The sequence below is a fragment of the Faecalibacterium tardum genome (assembly GCF_040096515.1).
Classification (GTDB): domain Bacteria; phylum Bacillota; class Clostridia; order Oscillospirales; family Ruminococcaceae; genus Faecalibacterium; species Faecalibacterium tardum.
Genome location: NZ_JBBMEO010000061.1, coordinates 1 through 4707, shown reverse-complemented (window position 1 = coordinate 4707; position 4707 = coordinate 1). Strand labels below are relative to the sequence as shown.

The 4707-nt window shown below is 57.2% G+C and carries 4 protein-coding genes; 2 read left to right on the top strand and 2 right to left on the bottom strand.

Features of this window, described 5'->3' with window-relative positions; translation table 11 throughout:
* On the top strand, window positions 1–676 hold a 676-nt coding region (locus WMO44_RS14345), incomplete at its 5' end, for a hypothetical protein (RefSeq protein ID WP_349152985.1).
* Between the two features lie 585 nt (window positions 677–1261).
* Here the strand turns inward: WMO44_RS14345 and WMO44_RS14340 are convergent.
* Together WMO44_RS14340 and WMO44_RS14335 are read right to left on the bottom strand one after the other, a co-directional pair.
* Window positions 1262–2341 carry an SGNH/GDSL hydrolase family protein gene (locus WMO44_RS14340; RefSeq protein WP_349152984.1) on the bottom strand — a complete coding sequence of 360 codons (1080 nt, stop codon included), beginning with the start codon at window positions 2339–2341 and terminating at the stop codon, window positions 1262–1264.
* Complete coding sequence (locus WMO44_RS14335; RefSeq protein WP_349152983.1) at window positions 2338–3267, bottom strand: glycoside hydrolase family 113; 930 nt, start codon at window positions 3265–3267, stop codon at window positions 2338–2340. Before WMO44_RS14335 ends, WMO44_RS14340 begins: the two co-directional genes overlap by 4 nt.
* A 272-nt stretch (window positions 3268–3539) precedes the next feature.
* On the opposite strand from WMO44_RS14335, the gene WMO44_RS14330 reads away from it, so the two are divergent.
* Window positions 3540–4652: an SGNH/GDSL hydrolase family protein gene (locus WMO44_RS14330; protein ID WP_349152982.1), complete on the top strand. Its 1113-nt coding sequence runs from the start codon at window positions 3540–3542 to the stop codon at window positions 4650–4652.
* Window positions 4653–4707: the final 55 nt, after the last annotated feature.

Genomic DNA, 4707 nt, shown 5'->3' with positions numbered 1-4707 from the left:
CGGTGTGGACAACGCATCTGAGATCGACGCTGTGACCAGCGCCACCAAGAACAAGACCCGTGCGGGCAACCTTGCCGCCGGTTCCTACCACGTCAACGCAGATGGCACTGACATCACCGGCGTTTCCTTCCCGGTCAAGGTGCTGACCCCGTGGGCGCTGAAGAATGCAAAACAGGTCACCGATGCCGACAGCTACGACATTACCGTTACCCTGAAGGGCAAGGAATCCACCACCACCTACACCGGCGCAGATGCCTTGTTTGAGAACGAGAGCTACGCTTACTACAAGCTCAGTGAGACCCCTGCTTACTACATCACCGCATGGTATAACCTGCTGAGCGGCAAGTGGGAGTTTGGCAAGGTCCACGCCGCCGAGACCACCGTAGAGGGCACCACTGTGGAGCTGAATACCAACGGTCACCACACCACCTACGAGATGAAGCTCTCCGGTTTTGATCTGGACTACAAGGCCAACAAGGTCTACGGCGTAGTTCTGACCACCGCCGATGGCAGTGAGTACGGCCTGCATCATGTGACCAACATCTGGCATGGTACCAAACTGGGCTTCAATGCCGATGATCCTTACTTTGCATCCATCATCGGCAAGACGATTACTCAGATTACCTTCTACGCCGCCGACGGCGTGTATGTCCTGCCGGTCAGCGTGGCACTGTAAGTTTGCAGAAGGCTTCCTGATTCAGCCAACATATAGCACAAAACGGCAAGGTTTCTTGATTGCGGGAGACCTTGCCGTTTTATAGCAACTTGCGTCTTTATGCAATTCACAGTTGTTGTCAACAAATCAAATCGTGAATTGCGATGGCAGGGTGCGCCCTATTCAGGGCGCACCCTGTTTTTGTTTTTATGGAAACTCCTGCTGTTCCATCATCTTTTGCAGGATGTCTGCCATATCATCCTTGTGGACGCAGGCTCTTTCATCGTACTTCATGTTTGTGTCCTTTCCGCCTTACGGCACTCTTACCGTGGTCTGTCGTGCTTTTTTGTGATAAGTTCTAGGACGTTTTTCGATGGAGGCAAGGGATTCGTTCTGTTTTCCAAAGAATACAAAAAATCCGAACCCTTCTCCTATCGGAAAAAAGTTCGGATTTTGCAGCGAGAAGCGCCCTTTGCACGTTTTAAAACCGTGCAGAAACCGCGCACTTACTCTCCGACAAACAAAATCGCTCTATCCTCCACCGACTTGACGGCATTGGTTTGCGTGGCCGCACACCAAAATCAAGTCCAGAAGGGGCATTCTACCTCACGCCGTGATCAGAGCCATGAGGTAGAACTCCGTGGGAGTTTCATCTTCTGTGGGCAGAATGGTGATCTCCACGGTATGGGTCTTCTGCTCGCCATGGTGGAGAATGGGCTGGAGATACAGGCAGTCACCCCAATCCTCCTCGAAGTTGCCGTCCAGCACAGCGGCGTGGGCGGTGTCGCCGTCCAGCACCAGCTGTGCCCGCAGCGCCGGGCGGCGGATGGTCTTGCGGTATTGCACTGCAATGCAGGAGGCATCCACTTCAAAGGTGATCTTATCCCCGGGCTTCTGACCGATCCAGCCGTTTTTCCAGTGGTCCAGATGCCCCAGCTTTTCCTCCGGGTCTGCCCGGAAACCCTCCAGCTTGGGGGAGAGCTCCCGGATGGTCAGCCGCCGGGCGTTCTCGTAGGCGTTGGCGGTGAGCGGTGCCGGGAAGGCAGGCTCCTGCTCCGGTTCTTCCCGGTGGGCGTTGACTGCCTCCAGCAGCTTGATGATCTCCCCTGCCACCAGACCGTGGCCGTAATCGTTGGGGTGCAGCCCATCAGGGCTGAGCAGGGTGCGGCTGGCATACTTACCGGCACGCAGATCCTTGTAAATGCTGTCCCGGATGCTGACGTGGGGTACACCGTAGTGGTCGCCCACGGCGTTGTGCTCGTCCTGTGACGTCTCGCCGGTATCATAGTAAATGTTGTTCAGCAGCACCACCGCCGGGTGAGAGGGCCATGTCAGCAGCTTGCGGACAACGCCCTCATAAGTCTCCTGCCGGAAGGGGACTTCCAGATCGTTGACGCTGAAATCCACCGCCACAAAATCCGGCTGGTACATCAGCACATCGGTCACGGCACGGGCAACGCCATAGTGGGAGCTGGTGCCGCCGATGCCGCCGTTGACATAGTGGAACTTCGACTGCGGAAAGGTATCCACGAACCACTGGTACACCCGGAAAGCGTAGGCATTACCGGGCTGGGTGGAAAGGCTGCCCTGCGTGATGGAACCGCCCAAAAAGGCAATGGTCAACTCCTGCCCTGCTGCGGCACGGCGGAACAGTTCTTTCAAGCGAGCAAAATTGGACGTATTCATTCTAAAACTCCTCCCTGATATGCACTATGGATAATTTTTGCCGCCGGACGGCCGGACACGGCGTAGGCACTGACTGCTCTGGTGTCGGCAGGCCAGTCCCACACGCCAAAGCCCATGACCCACGGACGCTTGGCGCAGGCGGAAAACATTGCCTCATACCAATCTGCCTGCTCCAGATCATTCCGTGTTCCCTTCAGCTCCCAGTTGTTGGGCACGGCAGAAGAACCGGTGATGTTCATGCAGCCTGCCTCGCTGAAGAGGACGGGCTTTTTGTATTTTTGGCTCACCGCCTCGATACGGTTCAGCTGGTTTTCCCAGTCCTTCAGGGGGTAGTAGCCGCTGGAGGCGATGCAGTCCACCGCATCCCACCAATTTACATGATCCTCGCCGTATTTATCGCAGTTATAGCTCACCGGGCCGTGGTACTGCTGGCGCACGGCGGCAATGAGGGCGCGCCACTCTGTTTCCCGGTGCTCGGTCATGGTCATTTCGCAACCGGTCAGGAACAGCCCACAGCCTTCGGCTTCGGCAAGAGCCGCGTAGTGGGTCTGGAAGGCGGTGTAGTTGGCAAACCATCCGCTCCACTGGGTCTCGCAGGGCACATCGTGGTCAAAAAAGCTGATGCGCGCCCGCCACACGCCGTTGGCACAGTTGACGGTGGGCTTCAGCGCCACCTGCAAGCCCAACTGCTTGGCAAAGCGGATGGCACCGCACAGCTCCTCGTCTGTGGGGGTGGCATCGGTGTTCCAGTTGATCTCCTCACTATAAGGGTCAGACTGTATTCCAGAGGGCGACAGGATGACCCAGTTGGCGGCGGTGGCTTCCACCATGGCTGCCATACTGCGTTGGGCAGTCTCGCTGCTCAACACGCCCCGTCGGGGAAAGGGTGCAAAATTCACCCCGTAAAAGTTATGTTCCAGCTCCATGACATCTTCCTCGTTTTCTCAAAAATCAACGTCAAATTGCGCAATAAGTATAAGACAGTTTTGGAAGTCCCGTCAATATGCCGTTTCATTTTCAGCGTATGGTACAAGGAGAGGGGCAAAGCACTGGTCAACCTGACCCGAAAAAAGCCCCTGCACCGGGAGGTGCAAAGGCTAAACTAAATTTTAGGTTTTTGTTAGCTTACGCATTTAGCTTGCGATTTTGGGTAGAATCTGCTATGCTTCAAGCAAAAACCAACGGGAGGGAACAGAAAATGGAGCAACTTACAACTGCGACGCTGACCCAGCTGCCGCAGGTGCGGGCACTGGGGCGGCACACCGGGCGTGACCCGCTGACCCTGTTCTGGACGGCCAGCGGCATGGAGCTGGAATTTACCGGCAGCGAACTATGGGTGGATCTTTTCGCCGACTATGAGATGGTAGAGCCGTGGGTCAGCGTGGAGCTGAACGGCGCATGGGTGGCACGGTTTGCCGTGAACCCCGGCAAAAGCCGGATCTGTCTTTTCCGGGGCATGACACCGGGCAAGGCAAAGCACCTCCGGCTGCTAAAGGATGTGCAGGCCATGCACGATGACCCGGCGCATCTGTTGCAGATCACCGGGCTGGAATATGCAGGCGGCGAATTTCTGCCCCTGCCGGAGCCGCAGTATCGGCTGGAGTTTGTGGGCGACAGCATCACCAGCGGCGAGGGTGCCATCGGGGCCAAGCCGGAGGAGGACTGGGTGGGAGCCTTTTTCTCTGCGGAGAACCACTACGGCCGCCTGACCGCCGATGCACTGGGAGCCGAATACCGCTGCATCTCGCAAAGTGGCTGGGGCATCGTGACCGGCTGGGACAACGATGTGCGCCATGTGATGCCGCCCTACTATACGCAGGTGTGCGGTGTAGCTATGGGGCAGCGCAATGCCGCCCTTGGCGCACAGCAGGATAATGATTTTGCTGCATGGAAACCGGATGCTGTCATCGTCAACCTGGGCACCAACGACACGGGCGCATTTGATAACCCGCCGTGGCAAGACCCTGCCACTGGCAAGACCCACCAGATGCGGCGGCTCTCCAATGGGGACATCCACCCTGCGGACGCCCAAAAAGTGGCAAATGGTGTACAGCATTTTCTGACGTTGATCCGGGCGAAGAACCCCGGGGCAAAGCTGGTGTGGTGCATCGGGATGCTGGGCAGTGAGCTGCTGCCGGTATTGCGGCAGGGCATGGAGCAGTACAAGACCATTACCGGAGACAGCTCTGTCTATCTGCTGGAGCTGCCCAACACCACGCCGGAAACCGTGGGTGCCCGGCAGCACCCCGGCGCAGAGAACCACCGGCAGGCGGCAAAGGTCCTGACCGCCTTTCTGAAAACGATCCTGTAAAAATGAAAACGGGATGCCGGAGCGTCCACAGACGCTCCGGCGTCCCCAATATAAA